General features: G+C 45.7%; 21 protein-coding genes. 5 read left to right on the forward strand and 16 right to left on the reverse strand.

Going from position 1 to position 26,496, the window contains the following annotated elements; genetic code table 11:
- Nucleotides 1-309 precede the first annotated feature (309 nt).
- The 3 genes from ACFPIK_RS00005 to ACFPIK_RS00015 are packed head-to-tail and all read right to left on the reverse strand — an operon-like array spanning nt 310 to nt 3,474.
- Entirely contained in the window at nt 310-1,440 is a 1,131-nt protein-coding gene (locus ACFPIK_RS00005) for a TIGR03364 family FAD-dependent oxidoreductase (RefSeq protein ID WP_377910977.1), read from the reverse strand.
- Complete coding sequence (locus tag ACFPIK_RS00010) at nt 1,437-2,759, reverse strand: DUF5690 family protein (protein ID WP_377910978.1); 1,323 nt, start codon at nt 2,757-2,759, stop codon at nt 1,437-1,439. Before ACFPIK_RS00010 ends, ACFPIK_RS00005 begins: the two co-directional genes overlap by 4 nt.
- A 1-nt stretch (nt 2,760) precedes the next feature.
- Nucleotides 2,761-3,474: an HAD hydrolase-like protein gene (locus ACFPIK_RS00015; protein WP_377910979.1), complete on the reverse strand. Its 714-nt coding sequence runs from the start codon at nt 3,472-3,474 to the stop codon at nt 2,761-2,763.
- Nucleotides 3,475-3,776: 302 nt separating this feature from the next.
- Between ACFPIK_RS00015 and ACFPIK_RS00020 the strand changes: the two genes are divergently transcribed.
- Entirely contained in the window at nt 3,777-4,346 is a 570-nt protein-coding gene (locus ACFPIK_RS00020; protein WP_377910980.1) for a phosphonate degradation HD-domain oxygenase, read from the forward strand.
- A 106-nt stretch (nt 4,347-4,452) separates the two neighbouring features.
- On the opposite strand, the gene ACFPIK_RS00025 is transcribed toward ACFPIK_RS00020, so the two are convergent.
- From ACFPIK_RS00025 to ACFPIK_RS00045, 5 genes are all read right to left on the reverse strand, one after another.
- Entirely contained in the window at nt 4,453-6,171 is a 1,719-nt protein-coding gene (locus ACFPIK_RS00025; protein WP_377910981.1) for a metallophosphoesterase family protein, read from the reverse strand.
- Nucleotides 6,168-7,259 (reverse strand): sulfatase-like hydrolase/transferase, encoded by a 1,092-nt coding sequence (locus ACFPIK_RS00030; RefSeq protein ID WP_377910982.1) that lies wholly within the window; start codon nt 7,257-7,259, stop codon nt 6,168-6,170. The genes ACFPIK_RS00025 and ACFPIK_RS00030 overlap by 4 nt, the downstream gene beginning before the upstream one ends.
- A 75-nt stretch (nt 7,260-7,334) precedes the next feature.
- Nucleotides 7,335-8,885 carry a SusD/RagB family nutrient-binding outer membrane lipoprotein gene (locus ACFPIK_RS00035; protein WP_377910983.1) on the reverse strand — a complete coding sequence of 517 codons (1,551 nt, stop codon included), beginning with the start codon at nt 8,883-8,885 and terminating at the stop codon, nt 7,335-7,337.
- 38 nt (nt 8,886-8,923) lie between these two features.
- A complete protein-coding gene (locus ACFPIK_RS00040; protein WP_377910984.1) occupies nt 8,924-12,139 on the reverse strand; it encodes a SusC/RagA family TonB-linked outer membrane protein in 3,216 nt (1,071 codons plus the stop codon).
- A gap of 316 nt (nt 12,140-12,455) precedes the next feature.
- The gene (locus ACFPIK_RS00045; protein ID WP_377910985.1) at nt 12,456-13,139 is read right to left on the reverse strand and encodes a GNAT family N-acetyltransferase; all 684 of its coding nucleotides are present in this window, start codon (nt 13,137-13,139) and stop codon (nt 12,456-12,458) included.
- A 391-nt stretch (nt 13,140-13,530) separates the two neighbouring features.
- Here ACFPIK_RS00045 and pta point away from each other — a divergent pair, with 391 nt between their 5' ends.
- Both pta and ACFPIK_RS00055 read left to right on the forward strand, forming a co-directional pair.
- A complete protein-coding gene (gene pta / locus ACFPIK_RS00050; protein WP_377910986.1) occupies nt 13,531-15,621 on the forward strand; it encodes a phosphate acetyltransferase in 2,091 nt (696 codons plus the stop codon).
- Nucleotides 15,622-15,880: 259 nt separating this feature from the next.
- Nucleotides 15,881-17,071, forward strand: a complete 1,191-nt coding sequence (locus ACFPIK_RS00055) for an acetate/propionate family kinase (RefSeq protein WP_377910987.1) — start codon at nt 15,881-15,883, stop codon at nt 17,069-17,071.
- 515 nt (nt 17,072-17,586) lie between these two features.
- Here the strand turns inward: ACFPIK_RS00055 and ACFPIK_RS00060 are convergent.
- The 5 genes from ACFPIK_RS00060 to ACFPIK_RS00080 all read right to left on the reverse strand — a co-directional run bounded on the left by ACFPIK_RS00060 (nt 17,587) and on the right by ACFPIK_RS00080 (nt 20,985).
- Nucleotides 17,587-18,165 (reverse strand): YdeI/OmpD-associated family protein, encoded by a 579-nt coding sequence (locus ACFPIK_RS00060; protein WP_377910988.1) that lies wholly within the window; start codon nt 18,163-18,165, stop codon nt 17,587-17,589.
- 99 nt (nt 18,166-18,264) lie between these two features.
- Nucleotides 18,265-18,696, reverse strand: coding sequence for a VOC family protein (locus tag ACFPIK_RS00065; protein WP_377910989.1), 432 nt, complete (start codon nt 18,694-18,696; stop codon nt 18,265-18,267).
- Between the two features lie 177 nt (nt 18,697-18,873).
- The gene (locus ACFPIK_RS00070) at nt 18,874-19,281 is read right to left on the reverse strand and encodes a VOC family protein (RefSeq protein WP_377910990.1); all 408 of its coding nucleotides are present in this window, start codon (nt 19,279-19,281) and stop codon (nt 18,874-18,876) included.
- Nucleotides 19,282-19,317: 36 nt separating this feature from the next.
- Nucleotides 19,318-19,617, reverse strand: a complete 300-nt coding sequence (locus ACFPIK_RS00075; protein ID WP_377910991.1) for a hypothetical protein — start codon at nt 19,615-19,617, stop codon at nt 19,318-19,320.
- Between the two features lie 438 nt (nt 19,618-20,055).
- Entirely contained in the window at nt 20,056-20,985 is a 930-nt protein-coding gene (locus ACFPIK_RS00080) for an alpha/beta hydrolase family protein (RefSeq protein WP_377910992.1), read from the reverse strand.
- 297 nt (nt 20,986-21,282) lie between these two features.
- Between ACFPIK_RS00080 and ACFPIK_RS00085 the strand changes: the two genes are divergently transcribed.
- Nucleotides 21,283-21,732 (forward strand): KTSC domain-containing protein, encoded by a 450-nt coding sequence (locus ACFPIK_RS00085; RefSeq protein ID WP_377910993.1) that lies wholly within the window; start codon nt 21,283-21,285, stop codon nt 21,730-21,732.
- Nucleotides 21,733-21,980: 248 nt separating this feature from the next.
- Here the strand turns inward: ACFPIK_RS00085 and ACFPIK_RS00090 are convergent, their stop codons facing one another.
- The 3 genes from ACFPIK_RS00090 to ACFPIK_RS00100 form a co-directional block, all read right to left on the reverse strand.
- Nucleotides 21,981-22,847: a cation diffusion facilitator family transporter gene (locus ACFPIK_RS00090; RefSeq protein ID WP_377910994.1), complete on the reverse strand. Its 867-nt coding sequence runs from the start codon at nt 22,845-22,847 to the stop codon at nt 21,981-21,983.
- Between the two features lie 524 nt (nt 22,848-23,371).
- Nucleotides 23,372-24,676, reverse strand: a complete 1,305-nt coding sequence (locus ACFPIK_RS00095; RefSeq protein WP_377910995.1) for an APC family permease — start codon at nt 24,674-24,676, stop codon at nt 23,372-23,374.
- 288 nt (nt 24,677-24,964) lie between these two features.
- Nucleotides 24,965-25,933: a Kelch repeat-containing protein gene (locus ACFPIK_RS00100; protein ID WP_377910996.1), complete on the reverse strand. Its 969-nt coding sequence runs from the start codon at nt 25,931-25,933 to the stop codon at nt 24,965-24,967.
- Nucleotides 25,934-26,075: 142 nt separating this feature from the next.
- Between ACFPIK_RS00100 and ACFPIK_RS00105 the strand changes: the two genes are divergently transcribed.
- Nucleotides 26,076-26,441: a four helix bundle protein gene (locus ACFPIK_RS00105; RefSeq protein ID WP_377910997.1), complete on the forward strand. Its 366-nt coding sequence runs from the start codon at nt 26,076-26,078 to the stop codon at nt 26,439-26,441.
- Nucleotides 26,442-26,496: the final 55 nt, after the last annotated feature.

Genomic DNA, 26,496 nt, shown 5'->3' on the forward strand with positions numbered 1-26,496 from the left:
TAGCAACCATGAACGCTCAGACAAAATGGAACGGAACCATCTTCGCATGGCCATCAATTAGAAAAGACCTAATCGCTTACTTTGAAGATCGATTTAACCAAACTGACACAGTTTAGTGAACACTCCCCTAAAAGCATTCTGTGAACAATTTTTAAAATAACTGATCTAATCAGACCCCTACATCGCACGATCAATTAGATTATTTCAACCGTATTTCCATTCTATTTCTACTGTATTTCAATTGTTGTTCTAAAGTAATTTCAGCTTATTTCCACTGTATTCCAACGGTATCTTCCATCTTTTCCATCCTCATTCCCCCATTCCAGCCACCACTTCTTCACCCAAACCAAAAGACAGGGTCATGCCATTTCCCCCCATGCCATTGACGATAGTGACGACCTCGTCAATTTGCTGAATCCATTCGGTAGCCCCATTAGTCATTTTGGGGTAAATGCCATGCCAAGCCGAGTCGATTTTCCAATCTTTAAACTGTGCAAAGCCTTTTAGAAAATCCAAGATCATTCGGTTCACATCTTCCCGATCGAAAGGGGAGAGGTCCAGCCCGTATTCATGACTGTCACCAATGGTGAGTTCTCCGAGGCCGTTTTGGGATACCATCACATGAATACCCCATGAAATCAGATCAGGGTATTGATGGTGATAGACTTCCTTAAGTTTTTCCAGAGAAGGCGCCACCTGAAATCCTTTGTAGTGGATAAAGCTCAATCCTGCACACAGCGGCGGTCCGATTCTCCAATTGTCAGGTTGCTTCACTAGTCGCATCATTTGAAGTTTACACTTGGTGATCGGAGTAGCCTCAAAAATCTCCGGATAAAGCGTCTCAAAGTCTGCCCCGCTGCACACAAAAATCCGATCAGCTGACCAGCTTTTTTGACCTGAATAGACCGTATTTCCCTCGATTCGGCTCACAGTCCGGTTCCATATAAATTCCACATTCGGAAGGCTTTCCAGATACTTGGCTGTTTTGAAAATTGCTTCACGTGGATCCACGATTACTTCTTCCTCCGTCCAAAGTGCACCTTTCAATCCCTTGGGATTAGCGGCAGGACTTTTCTTCACGGTTTGTTCTGGATTCAGAAGTTCGGCTGATTTGATCCCGCTCATAGCAGCGACATATTCTTCTACTACTTGTAGTTCCAGATCTGTGTAGGCTAAATGCAAGGAACCGGTCTTTTCTGCGAAAAATCCCGCTTTCTCGCTCATCTCCAGCCAAATCTCCCGAGATCGTATGGCCCGATCAAAAGCCGGTCCCTGAGGCTGACCCACTGGCCACACCATTCCAAAATTGCGGACGGAAGCACCTTGAGCTTTGGGATGACGCTCGATTACGGTCACTTTCCAGCCTTTGGCCTGGAGGGCTCTGGTCATGGACATGCTGACAATGCCGGCGCCGATTACGATGGCAGATTTTTGGTTCATAGCGAATTAAGAAGGGTTAAAGAGGGAGAATGAGGTTTGGTTTTTCGTTTGATCTTGGTTTGGAAGTAGAAAAAAGAACCTGCGATCAGAACCATGGAAATGCTCAGGAAAAGGATCACTGCCTGAGAGTAAAAGTGCAGCCAGGAAATGTCTCCAAAACCTCCAAGTTGACTGGCTACCAAAATCAGACTTGATCCCAAGTAGCCAAAGCTGTCGACCAGGTACATGAGAAAGCCTACATTACCGCCCGACTGAAGGGTGGCGATGAGACGATCAAAAAGGAGACTGTTGAAGGGAATATAGGCCATGTACACGCCCGTACCAACACCGACCATCCAGTGGAATGGTGAAATCCAGCCTGCATTCAGGGCAAGTGTGCATAGAATCGATAGCGCAAATCCGGAGAAAATGATCCAGTGATTGAGGAAAAATGCCTGTCTGTTGTTTTTGACCAGCACCAGTGAACTCATCAAAACCAACAGTGCGATCGTAATCGGAATTTCAGTTTGGGTGAGGAGCTCGGGTGCCACTTTCATATCCAGTCCGGCCCAGATTTCCATTACAAAATTGTCCCTCAGGTCCCGAAGTCCGGTGAGCATCATGTAAACCAAAATCAACAGGACAATTCCCGGCCAGAATTCCCTGAAAAACTTCCTTCGTTCGGTCACGTCCATGGCGGGTCGAGGACTACGAAGCTGCTTGTCTTCTTCGTTGGGTTCGGGGATATGATTGAGCAAATAAACTCCCCAAAAAAGCAAAGGGAAAAAGATCGCCCCGGTCCAGAAAGGCATCCAATATTCGGATACGCCAAGGTTTTGGATCAGAAAAGAGCCCACAGACTTTACCATTCCTGAAGAGAAAATAAAACTCGCCGCCAGCATGCTTCCCATCATTTCGGTAAATCGACGGCCCTCCATGTAGTGAAAAACTATCCCCCAAATCAACCCCAATGGGAAGCCATTGATCAAAAAGCACAAAATATTGACTGGTGCAGGCAGGATCGCAAAGCCCAACAAACCCAACCAGGAAACCCCGATCAAACCCACAATCAACCAAGCGCGGCCCTTTTCTTTGAGTTCGGAGATCATCTTGATTCCGTAAAATTTACTGACCATGTAGCCCAGTGTCTGCGCCAGGATCAGCCACACTTTCAGATCCAAACCTAAAAAAGTCTCTCCATCAAAAGTGCCGACAGCAAAAGGTTTGCGAAAAGCATACATGCTACTGTATACCAAAAAGCCCATCAATGCCGCAAAGACACTCATCTTAAAAGATCCGGCACGCTGCAGGCGGATCACCAAATCCGAATTGCGCTGCATTTCAACTCTTGGTTTGGAGTTCGTAGGCTTCCACGATTTGCAATACTTCCTTGAGGTTTTTGGCGAGGTGAGTGGGACGGTGTGGAATCAACTCTTCTTCAGAAAAAACTCCCGAAGTAATCCCGATGCTCATCAGGCAGCCTGCATTATGTCCCTCGTTGACGTCGACTTCTGTATCTCCGATTTTGATGACCGACTTGGGATCAGTCACGCCAAGCTCTGCCATGATTTTTTGGATCATGTGGGGAAAAGGTCGCCCCATCGGCACCTCATCGCTCGCCGCAGAGGCATTGACCAATCTACCGTCTGCCCAACCCACACGCTTGAGGATGATATCGGTGATGTCTCGGCTAAAGCCGGTGTCCAAAGCCACTTTGATTCCCATGTTTTGTAGGGCTTCAAAGACTTCTTCTGCATCGGCTACCGCGCGGATCGAAGGATCATTTGCATAAAAATCAAGCATTCCTTGTACAAAGGCGGAATGAATTTCCTCAATCAAAGAATCAGTGATTTTGTCCGAATCCGGCTCGTGAATAAGGAGTAAGTCCCGGATCGCTTGGGGTTTGGAATAGCCCATTTTTTCATTGGCTTCCTGAAGGGTCACTTTGGGATAGCCGTGAAGATTGAGCGCACGCTGAAAAGCTTTGGCTACGCTGTTTTCATCGTGGATCGTGGTGCCGGCCATGTCGAAAACAGCCAATTGAATCTGAGGCATTGGAGTAAAGAAAGAAGTGTGAAAAAGGGAAAGACACGCAAGGCATGCTCCCCCTTGATCGTGCAAAACCAACTTAATTAATGTTTAGCAAATCTAAACTTCTGTCAAAAATCTCCTAAAAAGTCTAGGTTAACCTTTCGTTATAAAATTAGGCTTTGGATTGATTTTGAGATAATATTTGACGGATAAAAGTGGCTTTTATCGCTTCTAAACTCAAAATAGGAATTCACAAATACTTAACTCGGGAAGATTGTTTATCCTTTTTTACTTTCTGAAATTTAGTATTCTTAAACAGCCTCTACATGGATTTCCAACTACTCACCAAAGAAGAAAAACTGGACTTGATCTTTGGACTTTATGAAAAACACGGACAGGAAGATTACATCGGAGAGCCTGTCTCCCAGATCGAGCACATGTGTCAATCTGCCCAGTTGGCGGAGGCTCAAGGCTATGACGAGGAAGTGATCTTGGCGGCATTTTTTCATGACATTGGGCACTTGTTTGATCACTTGGCTTCCTCAGAATCTATGGGCGGATTTGGAGTCAAAAGACACGAGCAAGTCGGCGCTGACTACCTCAGGCAGTTGGGATTTTCTGAAAAAATCGCCCGATTGGTAGAAAATCACGTCCAAGCCAAACGCTACTTGACTTATCGCTTTGCGGAGTACTTCGAAAAGCTCTCCGAAGCCAGCCGCCAAACACTTATCTACCAAGGCGGACCGATGAATGAGGAAGAAGCCAGACTATTTGAGACAGACCCTTTGTTTGAAGCTTCGCTGAAAATGCGCACTTGGGATGAGGAAGCCAAGGAGGAATATGTGCCAGTTCCGGATTTGAAAAAGTATCGAGAAATGGCTTTTAAACTGCTTTAAATTTGGATTTAGAAGCTGTCTTGGAAGTAAAGTTGTCACATTGAGCGAAGTCGAAATGTGGTCTAGAACACAAGAAACGGACTTCGACTCCGCTCAGTCAGACAAGTTATTGATTTATGAGACAGCCTCTTACTACTTTCACCTTCCTATTTTTAAAAGTGATTTCATCCAAAACCTCTCCTGTAATCCCGAAAACCTGAAGCTTAAACCCTTCTTTGTCCACCTCAGCAATCGCTACATGATTTTTTTTGATTACCCGATCCATTTTCGGAAAATTCGAATCCTGCCCTTCCGGTTCCAATCCGCCTCCTGCACCGCCAACGATCAAAAAGTGAACGCTATTCCCTGAAAATTCTCTGGTCAACCGCTCGTAATCGTGCGTATGGCCTGCCACGACCAAGTCGATTTTGCCTTGATGAAAATAGGGATCCAGTAGGTCACGAATGTTCTTTTCCCCATGATAACCAGGCCAACCCTGCGAATAGGGAGGCTGATGAAGCACGATCATTTTCCAGGGAAATTGAGTCCACGAATCTGAGTTCAGGACTTGTTCAAGCATTTTTCTCTGAGCAGAATTTTCGGGAATACTGACCGGGAAATTCTCATTGGGATCGAGTGTCAAGATCCCCACGGGACCCACTTGCTGAAATCCAAAGTGCGGTTCTTTCCGTCTGAATACATAGGATCGAAGCAAAACCGGATCAAGATCATCGTAAAATCCATCGTAATCGTGATTGCCCGGCACAGGTAGTTGGGCTGTCTGCATCAGGCTGAGTTTTTGGAGAAAGCGGGGATAGGCATATTCCTCCGAACCGTTATTGACCAAGTCACCTGCACCGATACTGAGGTCGACCTGCTTTTCCCAGACCAATCGGGCGATCTGATGAAAAGTAGCCCAGCCTCCCTGAGAATCTCCCCACAGGGCAAGCTTGACTTGATCCCCAAACTCAGGTCTGACAAACTCAAAACTTCCCTGAAAAGCCTTGTCTTGAAAAAGCTCAAAACGGATCGAATCTTCAAGTAAAGGCAAAGTGAAAATGCCATCTATTGCATTCAATTCAAGTTTTTCGCCATCTGAAATCCGAATCCTTGCCTCGCCGCTTTTTTCACTTACCCATCGGACAAACCAAGTTTGATCGGTCCCAAGCATCAGCACAGGATCTGTCATCAAGACCGGAAAATCCTCCAATTCTTGTTTCTTTTCCACCCAAGTCAGTTTCTCCAATTTTGCCCTTTGAACAGAATCAACCAAAAGTTGCACTTTGCGCACAGCCAAAATCGAATCACGAGAGTGCTTTTTTTGGTTTTGCCAGTCTGCAAAACTTTCCTCCGAAATCCAGCGGACTTTTCTCAATCCTCCTGCCATGGCATTGTTGACCACCCGAATGGTCAGGAGGGAGTTTTTTCCCGAAGGGACATCAAAAAACTCACCAGCAGATGCCCTCGGTATCCGATGCCCATCCATCCAAAGTTGTACACCATCGTCCCCGTCGATGAAGAGGATGCCCTTTTCTAGATTCACTTCCTTTAGGTACCAAAGGGAATGGTTGGGAAAAGAAACCCGATGCGGCAGATCCAGCTTTTCTCCTTTCCCAAACTCAGGAAGTACCCGTTCGATTCCAGGAAGGGAGTCTTTCCCCATAAAGATCCAGCCCGAATCCAGTGCAAGCATACGTTCAGGCCAAGCTTCTATCAAAAAGTCACCTACCAACTCCTCCTCAGCAAAAAATGCCTCCCGATAGGTCGGAGAGGCATTTTCAGTGGAGATTTTTGCACAGGCCAGAGTGGCTAGCCCGGCGATAATTCCGACAATCAATTTCTTCATTTGATCATTTCTTTCACCGCAGGTGCAGCCTTAGCGTCAGGGTAAGGAATGCCCAAAAGTTGGAAGACTGTTCTTGCCACCATTGCAGAAGACCACTGACCTTCGATTTTCATCTCACCAGTGGCTGGAGTATCCGGCCCTATGGCCATCAGCCAGATCTGACCGGCCTGAGGCACGTCGGCGCCATGGCTTTTCCAGCTGTTTTTGGTGATGCCGCGACCATGATCCACGCTGATGATCAAGGTTGTTTTGTCTTTGTATTGAGGATCGGCTTGGAGGGTTTCCCAGATTTCTTTGATGTATTGATCTGTCTGCTTGGCTGACCAGATGTACTGATCGTATTTGCCGCCGTGCGCCCAATCATCCGTTTCGCCATAGGCAATATAGAGCACTTTTGGTTTGTGCTTTTTGATAGCTTCGAGTGCGTAGTGATGCGTGAATGGATCCAATCTCACCCCGCCCCAAGGACCTCGGATCTCCTGCTGAAGACGATTGATGGTTTTTTCTACATCAGTAAGATTGTCTCCCGTGGCCAGGTCAAATCCAGCATTGACCGGAATGCCGCTACGCTCTTTGTTGATGATGTAGGGAAACACATCCCAACTGCCGAAAGCCATCACTTTTCCCTTGTAAGCAGGAGTTTGATTGAGGTATTCGAGAAAAGTCACATTGGGATTGTTGATCTTGGAGTTGGAATTGATGCGGGCATCGTCTGCAAAACCACTGAGGACTTCATTATAGCCCGGGTAGGAAAACCACATTTTGTTGCTGTTGTCCACCTTGTTGCCATAGGCACGGTTGCCATAGATCTGACCTTGCTTGGCGATGGTGTTCCAGAAAAAGGGAAACAGCATTTCTCTTCGCTTGATCGGATCAGGATGCCAGTAGTCTGCCAAGAGTGAACCCGCGCGATCGATCAATCCCGTGTCGTCCACCATAAGGGAATCAGCTCCTTTGAAGAGCTCTTGCCAACGCAGTCCATCAAAGGTAATCAGGACGATATTTTCAGTCTTGGTGGTCTTTGTTTGAGCAAAAGCCCCCAGGCTAAGTGCTCCTACCAAAAGAAGCAAAAGGGATAATTTCTTCATTTTTTTTTGGGTTTGAAAAGAATCTGCCGACCAGGTCGGCCGGCAGATCTGAAAGTCAATATAGAAGATTCTCGATTATTTCACATCCCACCATACACGGGTGGTGATGGCATCGGCACCCTGACGGGCAATGGCTGCTTTGTAGTTGTCACCATTGAGTGACTGCACACTGCCAGGATACATGAATCTAACCGGAACAGTCGCAATAAACGCCGCAGGACCTGGCTTGATGTCCGGATAGCCGGTGCGCTTCCAGTCATGCCAAGCTTCCATGCCGCTGAAGAAGAGTGCTAGCCACTTCTGGGTACCAATCTTAGCCAATTTTTCCTGAGTCGTGCCGGTGTAAGCCACTTTAGGCTGCGCAAAGTAAGTGTCATCTACTACCAATCGGCTGGCAATTGTAGGCAGATTGATCACGGTATAGCGGGCACGGTAGTAGTCTACGGATGCTTTTACTCCGTTTTTATAATACTCTTCTGCAGATCCTGTGGTGATAAAACCACGCTCTCTAGCCTCAGCAAGGATAAACTGTACCTCAGCATAGCTCATTAAGATCGCTTGGTATCCAATAGGGTTTGCCTGCGAAGTACATGCTTGACATGCCCATAGTAGACCCACTCGAGACAGAAAGTTAGAACCTCCCTTGGAAGGATCACCTGATGGGGCATACTTTAACGCTTCTTCATCCCCCAATCCATTTGGCACCCCTTCGTAGGCTGTTACAGGGCCAACCACACCAGCCGCAGAGTTGGTCGTAGGCTGTGCATAGGCAAACAATCTAGGGTCATTCAAATCCTTGAGTGTATTTTCCATCTTTTCACTTAGACGTACTTCGTCATAAGAACCAGAACGAGTCGTGTACAAGGGATGCTGATTAGGCACATCCTGAAGGTACTGAAGAACTGCCTCTTCGCTGGTAGAAGCGAAAATCGGAGACTGGGCAGGATTGCTTACGATCGCCTGCATCGCTTGGGATGGATTCACACGGTCGGAAAGACGCATCAGAATACGGAGACGGAGTGAGTTGGCAAACTTTTTCCAACGGGTCACATTTCCATTGAACAGGATGTCGCCGTCCACTCGTTCGGCGGTAGTACCCAAAAGCGCATTGGCTTCTTCGAGCTCTTTCAATACTCCCGCATAGATCACTTCCTGAGAGTCAAATTTAGGATAGTTGACACCGGCTTTTGCCTGAAGGGCTTCTGTGTAAGGGATCTCACCGTATGCATCTGACATGTAGGCAAACAAGTGTGCGCGCATTACTTTGGCAATACCCACATAGTTTTGCTGCTTGGCTTCCCCTGAGATTTGGATGATGTTATTGATGTCTCTGAGGGCATTGTAGAAGGAGCCGTATGGGCTTCCCTGAGGTCCCCAATTGTAGCGGTCTTCGTTGGTAAACTGGATTTTGGCTGTGTATTGCATCACGATATTGCCATATCCCCAGGAATTGCCTGCGATTTCATTGGTGGTGCTTCGCAAAATATTTGGGAGAAGCAATGCCGAAGAAACCTTCTCAGGGCTGTTTGGATTGACGTTGATTTTTTCAAAATCCTGGTCGCAGCTACTCACACTCAGTACGAGTGCAAGCGCCAATCCGGAAAAGTATCTTTTATTCAAGTTCATAAGTTCTGTCTGTTAATTGATGAGCGATTGATCTCAGATTAGAATTTGACATTCAGGTTAAATCCGATATTTCGGGTAGACGGGAAAGCCATATCTTCCACCCCAGGGATCAAAGTTCCTCCGCCCATAGCCATGGTCTCAGGATCGAAGTGAGGATTCTCTGTCCATAGCGCTAGGTTTCTGGCCACCAGGGAGATTTTCACATCTTGGATAGGCATTTTGCCAAGGATACTTTTCGGAATGGTGTATCCGATAGTCACTTCTCTCAGCTTCAAGAATGTTGCATCATACTTTGCTGCTTCCACGTTGTTTCGCTCGTAGTAGCGGTTGTGCCAGTTTCTGGAAGTGATCTTGATCGTATTTGGAGTGAAAGAACCGTCCGCATTACGGATCACCCCTTCGGAGATGATACCATTTCCAGGTTGAGTCAAATCGTACCCATTTTCCCGACCCAAGAGTGTCTCTGCCAACTGACCTGAGGTAGAACCGATGGTCTTGGTACGAGAAACCACAATGCCGCCATGACGGTAGTCAAACAAAAAGCCTAGGTAGATTCCTTTGTAACTGAAGTTGTTTTGAAGACCTACCATCCAATCCGGATTGTAGTTTCCTTGATTTACCAGCGTAGGGGAGGTGATCGGCGTACCTGAGGTATTGTGGATGATCTGACCGAAATAAGGAGAGGCAGGATCTTCTACTCGGGCAAATCCAGCACCGTAGATATTACCCATTCGCTCGCCGATTCTGGCTTGAATGTTCGCACCGTTTCTGCCTGTCAAGGTGTAGGTAGTCAATCCCTCTGTCAACTCAAGCACGTAGCCACGGGTACGGGTGAAGTTGGCCATGAAGTTCCAATTGAAGCCATTGGCAGATCTTACAGGATTACCGCTTAGGACCACTTCGATTCCTTTATTTTGGATCTGTCCGGCATTGATGATTCGGGATGCATAGCCTGTAGCGATATCCAGTTCGATCGGGATGATTTGGTTTCTGGTACGGTTATCAAAGTAGGTGAAGTCCAATCCGATTCTTCCATCCATGAATCTTACATCGATCCCTGTCTCAAAAGAGGCAGTTCGCTCAGGCTTCAAGTCAGCATTTGACAGTCTGTTGGATTCAGCTTTTGCCTGGATACTTCCCCAAGCCACCGCGGTATTGTAGACATTGGAAAGGGCATAAGGGTCGGTATCGTTACCTACTTCAGCGTATGCACCTCTCAATTTCAAGAAGGAAATAACTTTAGGCATCGTGATCATATCCGAAACCACTGCACTCAAGGTAGCTGATGGGTAGAAGTAGCTGTTGTTGCTCACAGGAAGTGTACTTGACCAGTCGTTTCTTCCGGTTACATCAAGGAAGAGCACGTTTTTGTATCCGATCTGACCAAAACCATATAGCGAGTTAATTCGCTTTTCTGAGGTAAATTGGTTTACCTGAAGGTTGACTGCCGTATTGGTGAAGTTGTAAATACCTGGAATCAGCAACTGAGGAGCTACTGTCTCCACGTATCGATTGTCCTGACGCATGGCATTTCCACCCACAGCCACACTGTAAGACCAGGTAGGCTTGGTCGTCTCAGAGTAAGTCAACAGGAAGTCGGAGTTTTGCTCGGAGAAGAACAAGTCGTCCTCTCTGTAGCTTCCTTTCGGGAATCTTTGGGTACTGAAAGCACGCTTACGGTCGCGAAGTTCATTGTAGGTGTCGAGACCTGTTCTCACCATCAAGGTCAACTTTGGTGAAATCTTGTACGTGGCCATGATATTGCCGAAGATTCGGTCTTTAGCCTGCCCGTTGGTATTTTCATACACGTTGAAATACGGGTTGTCATGGTAGTTGTAGTTGTAGTTATACTGCTGGATTCCTTCCAGTCCCGGCATCCAGTAATTTCTCAGACTGCGGGTATTTACCTGTCTGCCGTACCAAATCCAGAGGTACATCAAGCTTTCTGTACCGTAAGAAATGCTCGGTCTATTGCCACTTTCAGTACGCTGGTAGTTGATAGCAGAGTTGACAGTAAGCTTGTCGGTTACATTGATTCCACCGTTCATAGCGATGGTATTTCGCTTCAGGTCGGTGTTTGGAATCGTACCTTTTTGATCCAGATTGGTCCAGGAAAGGCGGATGTTGGACTTTTCGTTTGCTCCCTCAAGTGCAAAATTGTTGGATAAGGTCACCCCTGTTTGGAAGAAGTCATTGATGTTGTTTGGCTGAGATACCCAAGGAGTAGGGGTGATGGTGCTTCCTGCGGGAGCATTCAAATCACCGCCTCTGAATCCAGGAACGGATCTCGGAGAATCAAACTGCGGGATCAAGGTTCCTTTGTCCAGTTCAGGGCCCCAGCTTTCGTCCACGCCATCAGCTACACCCGAACCAGCACCATTGACAAAGGAAAACTGTCCATTGTTGCCCTGTCCATACTTGTCCTGCCACTGGGGTAGTCTCAAGATGGTGTCAAAAGTTGTGTTGGAGTTGATGGTTACGCCGAGACCTTTTTTGCCTTTGCCTGACTTGGTGGTGATCAAAATCGCACCGTTTGCCGCTCTTGAACCGTATAAAGCAGCTGCAGCTGGACCTTTCAATACCGTCATGGAGGCAACGTCGTCCGGGTTGATTTCACCGGCAGCGTTTCCGTAGTCAGTTTCCTGATTGCCACGGCCTGATGAACCTACGATATTGTTAGAAATAGGCACGCCATCCACCACAAATAGCGGCTGGTTGGCATTAATGTTTAGGGAAGATTCTCCTCGGATGGTCACTCGGGTAGACCCGCCGATACCGGAGGAAGAGTTAGTAATCTGCACACCCGCCACTCGACCGCTGAGGGAGTTGATGACGTTGGTCTCTCTCGCTTCGGTAAATTGACTTCCGTCGACTGCCTGTACAGAATAGCCTAAGGCTTTGGTTTCTCTCTCCACACCCAAGGCAGTGACCACGATTTCATTGAGCGCCACACCTTCAGAAAGGGTGATATTGATGATGGAAGAAGCTCCAACTGCAAGCTCTTTGGTCTCGAATCCTACGAAGGAAAACACCAATGTCTCTCCACCGCCAGCTTGAATGGTGTAAGAACCGTCCACATCAGTCACCGTGCCTCGGCTGGTACCTTTGACCAAGACAGTAGCGCCTGGTAAAGGTTCGTTGTTCACATCACTTACTTTTCCTGTGACCCGTGTTTGTTGGGCGAAGGAAAAATTGAGGACAAGCAGCATACATGCTGTTATGATCCCCTGCCAAATGCTTTTTTGAGCAATCATGTTAAGGTAGTAGTTTGGAATAGGTAAACTTTTTTGGTTAAAAATTTTACCAAAACTATACTCCCACTGTTCCCTCGGGATTAATCACTCTTTACCAAAAAATGAATTAATTCTATGTTAAATCGGTAATAAGTGCCTAAAAAACATCGAGAATGCTATTTTTTGACATTAACCCTTCTTAATATATCGATAAGCGTTCTATATGCTTTAACTATTTCTGATGTAAAAGTGTAGCAATTGTAAACAAAGTGGCTTGCTTAGTTGAGGTAGGCAAGGATCGCCCTCTTTAAGTCTCTCAGGCTTTCGTAGGCTTGGTTTACCCAACTTTCTCCAATAAATACACTCTGAGCATAGCCCGTGACACAAAACCCAAGCTGGTATACAGCCTTAAGGCAGGAGTATTGTCCGGATAAAGGTGGAGAAACGGAGTTTTGCCACGCTGCTGAATCGCCTGAAGGACAAAGGGCATCACTTTCTTGGAAATTCCCTGACCCGTAAAATCAGGATGAGTGCAAACTGCACTCACTTCGGTGTAAGGACTTGGACTCAGCCTCGAGCCCGCCATAGAGATCAATTTTCCTTCTGAGAAAAAGCCAAAGTAGTCTCCGAATTCAATGGTCCTTCTTACGAATGGTCCTGGCTTGGTCAGTTGGGTCAAAGCTACCATTTCGGCTACGTGCCTTTCATCGAGGGGATGAATTTCTTCTTGGGGCACTACTGAAGAAAAATCCCGCTCGCATACCAGCTGCAGAAGCTCACGGTCGTTGTGTACTTTCCATTTTTCATCCAGCGGAAGATGATCCGGAGGAAAAAGAATGACCCGCTGACCTGCTTCTAAATAGTCGTACAGGTCGTCCAAATTCTCTTGCTGATAGGCTGGCATACCTGCAAAAAAGCCCATTTCCCGATCAATCAATCTCACCCGGTCCGTACCAAATGATAAGGAGTGGCTTCCTGTGTTCAGGGCGTTCCAGATAGGATTATCGAGGGGATGAGACATAAATGGGGGAAATCTGAAGTCAGAAAGTTGAATGATGGTTTTTCGAAAGCGAAAGTAAAAAGCTTATATGAATATCCGCAATCTTACCACTAAGTAGGTCGTCGGCTCTAAAGATCGCGGATATTCGTTGACTGACCACAGACGACAATCCACAGCACCTATAATCGGACTTCAACCCTTATCTTATTTCGTTACTTGTAGAAAAGCGGATAATCACTAATGCTTAAATCAGAATGCCGGAAAATGCTCAAAAAAATCGCAAGTGGTTTGGGTTCCCAATTTTCACCTGACCAAATTGAGGGAATTAGCTGAGTTTTGTCAGGCTTTTAACGTTCAATTATTCCCTATTTTGGGCATTCAAATTTACTTTTAAAGCTTCCGCAGCCCATTTATGACAAACGCCATTTACCTCACTACCACAGAACCCTTTTCAGGGAAATCGATCTTTGCACTCGGCTTGGTCAATTTGTTAGCCTCAAAAACAGATAAAATTTCCTATTTCAAACCCATCGTCACGGTCAAAAAAAACGAACGTGACCGGCGACTGGAACTGATCAAGAAGCACTTCAAATTGGCCCTTCCCTATGAAGATATGTATGCTTTTACCATCGAAAAGGCATTCAAGGAAATCAACCGAAACAATGAAGCCGGACTGATTGATACGATCATTGATAAGTTTCAGCGGATCCGGGAAAATTCAGATTTTGTGGTAGTCGAGGGGACAGACTTTGCAGGAGTAACCACCAATCTGGAGTTTAACGGTAACGTGGCCATCGCCAAAAATCTGGGCATACCAGCCGCAATTATTCTCAATTGTGCTCATAAATCTGCGCTAGAAATCGTTGAGCAAGGCTTAGCTACAGTCAATTCCTTTACAGCAGAGGGAGTTCAGGTGCTGACTTTAGTAGCCAATAAGGTAGAAGCGGGTAAGGAAACAGAGATCAAATCCAAGCTTCGTGAGGTGCTGGATCCCAGTGTCCTGATCTGCACCATTCCTTCTCATATGGAATTAAGTAATCCCACGATGGAGGAAATCAGAGAGTCAATGGGCGCAAAAGTGATTTTGGGCGAAAAGCATCTGACCAATCGAGTGGACCATACGATTGTGGGCGCCATGCAGTTGCGGAATTTTCTGCAGCGACTTCAAAACAACACGCTGGTCATTACCCCCGGAGATCGGGGAGATATCATCATTGGGGCTTTGCAGGCCAATATTTCCAAAAACTTTGGTAAGATCTCGGGCCTGATTCTTTCCGGAGGCATGGTGCCGGAGGATTCGATCGTGCAGTTGATTGAGGGTTTGGAGACGGTGGTGCCGATCCTACAGGTGGAGGAACCGACCTTCGAGGTGGTCACGGAGGTGAGCAATATCAAAGCGCGAATTGCCGCCGAAGACAAGGAAAAAATCGCCATCGCCATCCGCTTGTTTGAGCAAGCAGTGGATGAGAAAGCACTTACCGATAAGCTTATCGGGTTTCATTCGGATGTACTCACTCCGCGGATGTTCCAATACCAACTCGTCAAAAGAGCCAAATCTTCCATCAAACACATTGTATTGCCAGAGGGTGAGGAGGATCGGGTTCTCCTGGCTGCCGATCAATTGATCAAGCAGGGAGTAGTACGACTTACCCTTTTGGGGAATAGGGAATCCATCGAGCTCACCGCCAAGCGATTGAATTTATCCTTGGATCTCAATTCGATTCAAATCGAAAGTCCGCTGAGCTCGCCACGCTTTGAGTCCTATGCAGAGACGCTGTATGAGCAGCGCAAGAGCAAAGGACTTTCACTCGAAATGGCTCGCGATCTGATGCAGGATGTTTCTTACTTCGGCACCATGATGGTCTATCGAGGTGATGCAGACGGCATGGTGAGCGGTGCGATCCATACGACCCAGCATACCATCAGGCCTGCTTTACAGTTTGTGAAGACTAAGCCGGGCAATTCAACCGTTTCTTCCGTGTTTTTCATGTGTCTACCCAATCGGGTGTCGGTATTCGGAGATTGTGCAGTGATCCCCAATCCTAGTGCTGAGCAGCTGGCAGACATCGCCATTTCTTCGGCTGAGTCGGCACAGATGCTTGGGATCGAACCCAAAATCGCGATGCTGTCTTACTCTTCGGGTACTTCGGGCGAAGGAGAAGAGGTGGAAAAAGTCCGAAAAGCTACCCAACTGGCAAAAGAAAGAAGGCCTGATCTGAAAATTGAAGGGCCGATCCAATACGATGCCGCGGTGGACCCTGTCGTAGGAAAGCAAAAACTCCCTAACTCGGAAGTTGCCGGTCAGGCAAGCGTGTTGATTTTTCCTGATCTCAATACCGGAAACAATACTTATAAAGCTGTGCAGCGGGAAACAGGTGCCATTGCCATTGGGCCGATGCTCCAAGGCTTAAACAAACCCGTCAATGACCTCAGTCGTGGCTGCTCCGTGGTGGATATCTTCAATACCGTGGTCATTACAGCGATTCAGGCGCAAGAAGGGTGATTTACGAAGTACGATTTACGAATTACGAGATCTTCTTAAGAGTAAAGGATGAAATCTTATTCCTTGCTTTACCCCATTAAATGAAAACCGTATCATCAAAATATAGCTTCTATTTTCCGGAACATCGGTCACCGGACACCCGATATCGGACTTTTCTCCCGTCTTCGATCTTCCGGCTTGGCAACCATCGGTCATCGGACGTCGGTCATCCGACGATTAATCTTCTGTCTTCTGTCTCCTATCTTCCGTCTTTTCAATCATGAACGTCTTCGTCATCAACTCCGGCTCCAGCTCGATCAAGTACAAACTCATTTCCATGCCTGAGGCAAAAGTGCTTTGTTCGGGTCTCGTGGATCGTATAGGACTGGAGGGCTCAAAGGTGGAGCACAAGTCATTTTTGCCACAGGGAGAAGTGAAAAAGGTGCTGGACATCCCCGTTCCGAATCATTCGGTAGGACTGCAGGAAGTGGCCAAATTGCTTACCGACTCAGAAGTTGGGGTGATTTCCGATCCTTCAGAGGTGGAGGTGGTTGGTCATCGGGTGGTGCATGGTGGAGAAAAATTCGCTTCCACCCAAGTCATCACTCCAGAGATCAAAGCTAAAATCAAGGCTCTTTTTCCCTTAGCCCCATTACACAATCCCGCTAATTTCCTGGGAATAGAAGTAGCAGAAAGTATTTTTCCTCATGCCCGACAGATCGCAGTGTTTGATACGGCTTTCCACCAAAGCATGCCGGCACAGGCCTATCGCATGTCAATTCCGAATGACCTGTATGTCAACCATGGCATTCGGGCTTATGGATTCCACGGCACGAGTCACAAGTATGTGAGCGAGCGGGCACAAGAGTTTTTGAAGAAAAAGGACTCCAAAGTCATCACCATCCACCTTGGAAACGGCTGCAGTATGGCCGCAGTGGCAGATGGGAAGTGCGTGGACACCAGCATGGGTTTGGGCCCGATGAATGGACTCATCATGGGAACCCGAGCAGGAGACATCGATCAGTCAGTAATTTTTTACTTGGTGCGCGAGCTCGGCTATTCCCTGGATGAGGTGAACAACCTGCTGAATAAAAAAAGCGGGATGCTCGGTCTGACCGGGTTCAGCGATATGCGGGACATCGGCAAGCTGTATCATCAAGGACAGCCCGAGGCTATTTTGGCCTACCAGCTGTACGCCTATCGGATCAAAAAGTACATCGGATCCTTTGCTGCGGCGATGAATGGACTGGATGCCATTGTCTTCACCGGTGGAGTGGGAGAAAATGATCAACTCACCCGAACATTGGTCTGTGAAAAGATGGATTTTCTTGGCATCCAAGTCGATCCGGAAAAGAACAAGTTGCCCAATTCGGGCCTTCGTGCGATTCAGATAGACTCCTCATCCGTACAGATTTTGGTCATTCCTACCAATGAAGAGTTGGAGATTGCGAGGCAGTGTGTTGGGGTATAGGACTAAAGACCGATGGTTGCTAAGCTGGAAGATCGAAGACGGGAGACCGAAGATTGATTGTAGGAGGACCCAAGTCCGATGTCTGAAGGACAACCAGCTCCAACGGAGCGTCCTTTATCAGCCAGATGGCCAGCGGTTTCAACCGCTGGATTTCTGGATGGATCTCAAAATTCTCCCTCGCTGGCGCACGATTTTCGGTTTGGAACGTGCAGGAGATCGACAGCGAAACGGAGAAGATGAAATAATTTAAACCATTCAGTAAGTTTAGGGGATTTAGGTCAATGCACCAGAAATTGTGAATGTCTGCCACACGCAGGCACTCGCGTAGATTTAGCTCCAACGGAGCGTTTTGTACTAGCCTGGGGTGCAACCCTTGGGATAAATCATTTTTAAACCATTAAGTATGTTTAGGGAATTAAGGTCTATGCACCAGAAATTGTGAATGTCTGCCACACGCGGGCGAAGAATCCTCTCTCATTTTCTGAATTTCCTTAATTCCTAAATGGTAAAAACCCTCAGCTCCCTTTCAATTTCTCTCCTTTTCCTGACAACTCGGCAAGCTGCTGAATTCTAGCCGTTCGGGTCTTTTCAGTTTTGGCGAGTTTGAGCCAGCGTAGGACAAAGCGCTTGCTTGAATCATTGATGCGATGAAAAAAATCACTCGCTCCGGGTACTTTGTCCAGTCCGTCCTGCAAATCCTGAGGAACTTCCAATCGATCCACATCTTCCATAAAATCCCAAAGACCGACTTGCTTGGAGTACTCAATTGATTGAAAACCTGCGGCATGCATCTTTCCCTCCCCGATCAACCTGGCCGCACGATCTTTATAGCTTTTGGCCCAGTGTTGTACTCTTCTCGGGGAAATCAGCTGCATCGTGCGTTTCTCGTCCAGTTTTCTTCGGATGCCATCGATCCAGCCAAAGCAGATCAATTCATCGAGTACCTCTTCCCTCGACATGTACTTTTCAGGAACGGCCTTCAAAAAAGTCACCAACCAAACCGATTCTTCTTGCTGATGATTTTGCTCCAACCACTGCCGTAATTCTGCCTGGGAAGTGACTTCCACTTTCTGGAAATGGTCGGTTTGGATCATGGGGGGAGGATAGTTTTGGTGTAGTATTCAGGATAACTCGCCTCAATTACCGACTGTTTTTATTTCGGATTGGTTTCTAAAGGTGATCCATATCAAAGTTTATCCAACCTGACTCATTCCTCTGAATATCCACGACACCCCAAATTGATCGGTCAATTGTCCATAGACGCCAAAGGGGGCATTGTTTAGTTCCATAAAAAGTCGCGTATCCCGATCAGCCCCCACTGCCAATCGGTCAAACACAGGCTTCAACTCCTCGTACCTCTCGCCCGTGAGGTAGATGCTAAAGGTATTTCCGGGTTTGGGTTCCAGCATGGGAGAGGCCATCCAGTCGGTAGCTGAGAACTCAATCAGGTTATTTTTGAGGTGAGCGTAAATGATCCGATCGTGTTTTTCCTCCGGAAACTGTGCCTTCATCGGCGTATCTCCCACTCGGGTGAGGGTGAGTTCGCCCCCCAGACATTCCTGGTAAAAACTCATGGCTTGCCGGCAGTTCCCGTCAAATAGTAGAAATGGGGTGGTCTGGAGCATGGGGAGGGTTTTTTAAGTGTTTGGTTAACTGATTTTGCAACCAGGCGAATTTGCGGAAATCGAAGCACAAATATTCAGTTTAGCACAAAAGTTCAATCGAAGAACTGCCGTTGATTTTAGCACTGAACCCGCCATTTTGGCAAACTGCTGATATGGGCATTTTTTTTATCCATTTTGTTACTCCGTTGGAATCTTGCTCATATCCATATAGAATATTTCCCAAGTATGTCCGTCAAAATCTTCGATCGTTCGTTGTTGCATAAAGCCATAATCTCTCATTTCATTTGGTTCTATTCCACCAGCTTGAAGTCCATTAGTCATTAAGCTATTTACCTCGTCAATGCTGTCTAGCGACAATGAAAAAAGTCCTGCAATTTTTGTTTTTGTGTCGGCAATCTGCTTGGTAGTAAAAGATGAAAATTTTTGATAGTTGAGTAACATCACATAAATATGTTCGCTCCAGACCATACATTTTGCAGTATCATCAGAAAATTGAGGATTGTTTGTAAAGCCTAATGCAGAATAAAAGGCCATAGATTTTTGAAGGTCTTTTACCGCTAAATTGATGAATATTTGTTTTGCCATTTTTTTAAATTTTAATGATAGTGCTTACCCAGAATTTTATTCTTCTTCATAGTTAATTATTTTTTTTGATGGTGATAGCAAAGTATCTAATTGATTTAATCCCATTGTAAATTCTCCTTTTGCTGAACGATCAAATGGATAGGATCGCTCATGATCACATATCCTTATAAGTACAAACCCTTTTCCAACCGACAAAAAGAAAGGTTCTCCAACATCAAATCCCGATATACTTTTCTGGTAAAAAAATCTACCCATTCCAGCACTTGAAAAGTAAGGAAATAGGGCATTTCTTGATCCTGTATCTAATATGCCTCTTCCATAAAACAGTTTTGCCATTAAAGGCAAATTACATCCCGACTATTGTCGTGGATTGTTGGTATAGAAAGGTAGCCTGAAGCGTATGAAAAAGCCTTAGTAAAGCTTTTTAGTGAGTGGCCGGTTTGCAGGGTTGGCAAACTACACCTTATCCTAATCAAGATATTCTACACCCAGAAGGGAAAAAAATTGAAATTCTGTCCGGTGAGGCTAAGATGAGCAAATTACAAATTTGTTTGTATGGAAAGGCGTAGTCTCAAACTACGCCTAGTCCCAATATACCCTTCTACTCCCAGTGGGGGGAGATTTTTTAAATTTTCACCAAGTTGAGGCTTTCTGAGGTTGAAGGCTATTTGGGCTAAAATCTATGGTAATTACTAAACATCATTTAAACTCAAATTCCTCCAAAAGGACTGATCCCTCAAAGATGCAAACCCCATGGTGTAGGCAATGTGTTTATTAATTTTTAGAATTCTTGAAATTTAAAGTTTTCTGTTTAATCCATTGAACTGAAATGTCAAAAGGTGCAGTATTGCTGGCAAAAGCTGTATTATGTCCTAATGTTGGAAATAAAGCATATTCGAAAGGTTTGCCTTGGACTTTAAATGTGTTTAATTCCTCAATGCACAATTTCACAGGAATTTGGATGTCCTTCTCACCAAAAATCCAAAGTCCAGGAATTGAAATCTTGCTCAAAGATTTTTTTGGGTCAGTTGGCACAAATTGATACTTATCAGGGTCATTTTTAGTATGTTCTAGAGCATCTGCCTCTGTATGATTATCCCAAAAATCAGTATCTCCGTTTGTATAAAATTGAAATCTGAGTTGTTCTAAAGTTGTTATAGTAGGGCAACTAAATAAAACCATAAAATCAATTTGAGGATTTTTGCTTGCGGTAATTGGAATTATCCATCCTGCTTGACTAAAACCAACTAATCCAATCGGTATTTTTTTATTATTCAAATAGTTTTGAATTGCTTTTACTGCTTCATTTGCATCTCTTGATAGTAAATTAAGGTTGGTAGTGTCAATATTATTCGTGCCAACAGATGGTCCAGCATATATGCCCTCAGATTCTCCAACTCCACGTTTGTCATATGTCAAAACAGCAATACCTTCTTTAGCAAGGCGTTTTGCGAACTCAATTTCTCTTTTTACAGGGTCAGAACCATGAATAATTACAACTGCTGCTAATGGATTTTTGGGTTTTAAAATTGAACCAGAAAGAGTAGCACCCTGACTTTCAAACTTTACATTTTGAATGGTATAGTCAGTAGATTGTGAAAAGACTATTTCTGGTAAAATTATTAAGGATAACCAAATAAATATGTTACAAAAGAGATTAGTGTTCATTTTGAAGTATAAAGAAAAATTCTTTTGAATTTTCATTTTTAGAATTTTCTAATGTGATTGAGCTTGAAGACGGCGGGCTTTCGGAGCCGTTCTCTACCAGCCTTTTTGAAGATACCAAATTCTCTTATTTCCTCTGAACCGACCGCTGTTTCTAAGATGAGACAGGATTACAAATGCTGTAAAAAAGAATGGTGGAATTCCAAATCCCACCCAGCCCTAAAATGAACTTCAATTTTTGAAATGATAATCTTTACTCAGTAGGGTAAAAATGCCACTTACCTGTTCGAACCAGTTTATATCCCTACATTTGGCGATAATTCAAAAGAAGAAGCAATGAAGCGGATTAACGAGTACAAGAAACTTTTTAATATCGATGGACCCATCGACCTGAAGCAATTGAAGACCACCTACCGAAATCTGGTGAAAGAATGGCATCCTGACAAGTTTAGAGAAGGGGATGAACTCGCCAAGGAGGCGGAAGAGAAAAGTGCCAAAATCATCGATGGTTATCACTTTTTGGTCAGCATCGCACCGGAAACCATCGCCGCCAATCTGGAAGAATACACCAAAACCGCAACCGAATCAGGCATTGCAGACTTTCAGTACAAAAATCAAGTGATGGAAATTACCTTTCTCGATGGGAATACCTATGAGTACTTTGGGGTTTCTAAAAACACCTATACCAAGTTTCTCAGTGCAGATAATGCTTATCGCTTTGCCCGCCGAAATATTCTTAATTCCCACCTCTACCGTAAGTCGAAAAGGACAGCAGAGACGGTTTAGTAGCTGGTTTTGAGGTTACCTCTTATTGATCTATTTTTTTATGTCCTTTTGGCTTGATCCAAAAGGACCAAAAGATCAAGATTTGGCAAAGCTCCCACCGCACGAGGCCAGACGCTGGCCCGCTGCCAAATCTTCCCCCGCGCCTATCAGCGGCGTGTTTGGTAATAATTTGGTATTTTCAGCTATATGTGAAGATCTGGATTCGACTCCTTCTTAATTCCTTACTAGTAAAAAATTGATCCCTAAAATCACGCGGGCTCAATATGAATCAGCACATGGCCTAGCTGGGGAATTTCCCGACGGAGGGTATCTTTGAGTTCGTGGGCGATGTCGTGTCCTTGGCGCACGGTTAGTTTGCCATCCACATGGGCATGAAGGTCCACATGGTATTTCATCCCGGCCTTTCGGATAAAGCACTTTTCCGTATCGCTCACACCGGGGACGCTGAGGGCAACTTGTCGGATTTCCTCGACCAAGTCCTCGTGGTTGTTTTCATCCATCACCTCACTCAGCGCGGGGCGAAAGATTCCGTAGCAGTTGTACAAAATAAAGCCACAGGCCAGCAAAGCGGCGTAATCATCCGCCACCTCAAATCCCTCCCCTCCAAAAAGGGCAATTGAAATCCCGATAAAGGCTGCCACGGAAGTAATTGCATCGGATCGGTGATGCCAAGCTTCCGCTTTTAGCGAAGAACTCCCGAGTTTTTTACTTCGTCGAAGCACTACTTGAAAGCTGATTTCTTTCCAAAGAATAATCCCCGCCAACACCCACAGCGTCCAGGATTCGGGCAAGGCATGGGGTGTTTGGATGTTTTGGATGGACTGCCAGGCGATGGTAAAAGCAGAAAGGACCAGAAAAACCACCACGGCAAAGGTGATCAAAGGCTCGGCTTTTCCGTGGCCGTAAGGGTGATTTTCATCTGCTGGTCGCGCGGCATAGCGAAGGCCGAGCAAGACCAGAAAGGAGGAGAAAATGTCAACAGTAGACTCGATTCCATCCGCAATCAGCGCATAGGAATTTCCAAAGATTCCTCCCAAAAACTTGATCACCGCCAAAGCCGCATTTCCAAGCATGCTAAAAATGACGGTTCGTATGGCGAGGTTGGGAGAGGACATGCCGTGAAAGTACGAATTACGAATGACGATTTACGAGATGGTGAGGGAAAGGAATCTTCATCATTCGAAGTTCATCTTGAAAAGTACGAATTACGAAGTACGATTTACGAGATTTTTGAGGACTTCAAACTGGCGCGGGATTTACGAGTTACGAATTACGATTTACGAGATGATAAGGGAAAGGAATCTTCATCATTCAGCGATTGATATTTCTTTAAATGAAAGAAGATGGGAATTTTTTAAAATGAATATACGGAATCTTGCCAGTAGCATTTCTAAAGGTCAGAAGACCAAGTTAACGCCATATTTTTGGGAATCTTCGGTCTTCGGTCATCGGTCTTCCAGCCCAAAATCAGTGGAATATTCGTCAACTGGCAGAATAGCGTATAATCAGTTTTTTTAATTATGAATGTCGAACACCGAATGTCGAATAGCGAAGTTCGATTGAACACTGAACACCTAAAGTTGAATAGCGAAGTAGGTTTTGATAAAAAAATCCGAAATCCGAAATCCCAATTCTGAAATCAACTCTGCTTTTTCCCCACCCAATACAAGCCGGTACCAATCCCCACAAAAATGGCCGTCATCCAGATGGAGCGTTCACTCACTTGCATCATCAGCCACAGACAGGCCAAAATCCCCAAAACAGGAATCAGGTACCCTCCTTTCAAAATAAATCTACCTTCCCCACGAAACTGTGGCCTGAGTTTAGGGATCGCCGCGCAACTCATAATGAAAAGGAAAAGTCTGGAAAGAACCGTCATGGCTGCCAAGGCAGTAAATGACCCAAAAGCCGAAAGTAGAAATGCCGCCAAACCGAAGAAAATGACGGAGTTGGCCGGAGTCAAATACTTTGGATGAACTTCTCCAAACCAGCGCGGTAATGACTTTTCCAAAGAAAGTGCATAGGTTACCCGAGTGGCGGAAAACATGGAACTAATCAAGTTGGCAATCACCGAAGCGGCCACCCCAATCATCAAAATCAATGCACCGGGACTGCCAAAAAGCGTGGCAGACACATCCAAGAGTGGGGTTTTGGAATCGGCGATATTTGGAACTGCGGTCTGTGAAACAACCTGAATCAGCATGTACAGCACCGCTACCACTGCCAACCCAAGCAACAGACCCAAAGGCATGTCCCGTTCCGGGCGTTTGGCCTCTCCGGCTGGCACCACTGCGCCTTCAAAACCCACAAAGGCATAAATCAAAAGCAAAGCCGCCGCTCCCAAATCTGAAACCGGTGGGAGGGGAGAATCAAAGCTTGGAATCACCGAAGGGCCAAGCAGGATAAATCCTCCGACAGGCAGGAGAATCAAAACAGCAAATTTGATGACTGTAAAAAGGGTCATCGATCGGATGGACTCGACCGAACCCAAGACATTGATCAGACTCAAGCCGATGCAGATTACTGCCAAAGAGATCAAGCGGCCTGTGCCTTCACCCGCTCCGGCGATGAAGTAGGCAATGGAATCCGTGAGCAAAACCGTATTGGCAGAAAAGGAAATCAATCGGGCTAAGTAATACAACCAACCACCCTGAAACCCCACAAATGGCCCAAATGCCAAGGTGCCATACCGAATCGGTCCACCCGTGCCCCGGAAGTAGCTTCCCAACTCCGCAAAACACAAGATCACCGGCAAAATCAGCAATGCACAGAAGGCATAGACCAATACGCTGTATTCTCCTGCCAAAGCAGCAGCCCCACTAGGCAAACCAAAAATCCCTGCGCCAATTAGGCCATTGACCACCAGCATCCAAATGCCCCATAGGCCAAGGTTTCGGGGGAGTTTTTCTTCAGAAGAGGGATTTGGGTTGGTGACTAGTGACACTGAGGTAGCTTCAATTGAGTTTGGAAAATAAACGAAATCCCTCTCGCAGGAAAGGGATTTCAGTGGATTGCTGCAAGTTAATTGCTTTTCAAAATTCTAAAAGCGTTGATTGATTTTAACCATTAAGGGATTTAAGATCGTTAAGATGAATTCCTTTTCTCGGAGCATTGGTTTCCAAAGGATAAAGGCATTTTATCCTTCTTAATTTCCTCCATGACCTTAATGGTTAATCAAAAAAAGGTTGAATTGTCTTTCGCTAATTTATTTTGGATGTGAGGACTTTGGGCTTTATTTTTTCCACTCCAGCACTTCCATGGTGCTGATCTCAGGGCCTCCGCCACGGTTGGCTGAACCTGCCTGCACGTATATTTTCCCATCCAAAAATGCTGCTCCGGTGCCGTGTCTTCCTTGATTGAGATTAGGCAATTTACTCCAGGTGTGGGTACGGGTATCGAGTACTTCCACTTCCGCATGGGCAGAAGTCTGAGCTTGGCTTTCTCCATTTAGAATGACCAAGTAAGGGCCAATTCCGAGGTTTGAGTTGCCGGCACGTGGGGTTGGGATTTCCGCCTCAATCGTGGTCCAGGTGTTGGTTTTGAAGTCAAAGTAATCGATCTCATTGTTCGTCAACTCCAGCACCTTTCCGATTTTGGCATAGGAGGTTCGTCCACCTGCGAGGTAAAGTCTGTCTCCGACCAAGGCTGCACTGACGTGGTCACGGGCTCGAGGCGCGCTTGGGAGCGATTTCCATGTCCCTGTTTTGGGATCCAGTTCATCAAACCAGCGTACAAAACCATCAAAATGGCCGTCCTGAATTCCACAGACTAGGTAGATTTTGTTGTTTCGGACAAAAACGCCCGCAGAACCTCTCATTCGGTCTTTTGGAAGGGAGGGTCCATCTCTCCAGGTTTTTGATTTGGGATTGAAAATCACGATGTTTGGAATCGGTGTTTCGTGGGGATATTTTCCCGTCAAGGCACCTACGACCCAGATTTCGCCCTGATAACTGATAGCTTGGAAATGGTGGATTTCCATCGGGGCGTCGGCCAGTTTGGTCCAGGTATTAGTTTTGGGATCGTATTCCTCCACCGGTCTTTCGCCTCGGCCACCGAGTGAATAGAGCTTGCCCTCGCATTCTACAAAGGAGTTTTCATGACGCGGGGTAGCTTCGGTTTTTGGAGTGATGGTCGTCCAGGATTCCTGAGCGAAAAGGCTTGATGAAAGAAGGAAGAAGAGAAGGATTAGGCTGGGTTTCATAGGTTTTTCAATTTCGGATGTGGGATTTCGGATTTCGGAAATGCACCAAAAAGACCCACTTTATCAAGTGATTGATTATTAATAAATTGAATATTGTTTTATTTCTGATTTTTCAAATCTATAACCTTAAAATCAAATCCCTATGAAAGAGCAATTGAAAATTCGTTTCAAGAAATTTGCCTTAAGTATTATTCAACTTTGTGACACTCTTCCCAAAAAGAATGCGACTTTCGTAATTAGCAATCAAATCATAAAGTCATCTACTTCAATGGGTGCGAATTACAGATCTGCATTACGAGGTAGGTCTACCGCTGAATTTCTTTCCAAATTAGGAATTGTGGAAGAGGAATCTGACGAAACTCTTTACTGGTTAGAGCTAATTTCTGATTCAGGTTTGGCAAATCAGGAACAAATAGACCCACTTTGGAAAGAATGCAATGAATTGTTAGCCATCGTAGTCTCCACGATAAATACTACGAGAAAAAATCAAAAAACCTCAAAGCAATAGGTATTAACTCTGAGGTTCTTTTTCCAAAATCCAAAATCCAAAATCCAAAATCCGA

Origin of the sequence: Algoriphagus aquatilis (genome assembly GCF_042657405.1) — a bacterium.
GTDB classification, from domain to species: Bacteria; Bacteroidota; Bacteroidia; order Cytophagales; family Cyclobacteriaceae; genus Algoriphagus; species Algoriphagus aquatilis.